Here is a 254-nt window from a genome sequence, read left to right on the forward strand (position 1 = left end):
TCTCGAATATCTCCTGGCGGGTTTGGCCCAACCGCTTCATGACGTGCGTGTTGATCCGCTCGACGGCTCCGCGGATGGCGGCATTGGCTTCCTCCAGCGAGAAGAAGGTCTGATTGCGCATCCGGCCAATGCAGCTCTGGGCGAAACGTACGCCGGCCTCGACTTTTGGCTTGTCTTTCGGCCGCTTCGGTCGCGCGGGGAGGACACCGATGCCGTAGTAGGCGGCCATGGTGCCGTAGCTGCGATTGATCTCC

General features: G+C 62.2%; 1 pseudogene. It reads right to left on the reverse strand.

Going from position 1 to position 254, the window contains the following annotated elements:
- Positions 1-254, reverse strand: a pseudogene (locus tag JNB91_RS30635) (IS21 family transposase); the annotation flags it as partial.

This window comes from Aliirhizobium wenxiniae (genome assembly GCF_019511445.1).
In the GTDB taxonomy this organism is placed as follows: Bacteria; Pseudomonadota; Alphaproteobacteria; order Rhizobiales; family Rhizobiaceae; genus Neorhizobium; species Neorhizobium wenxiniae_A.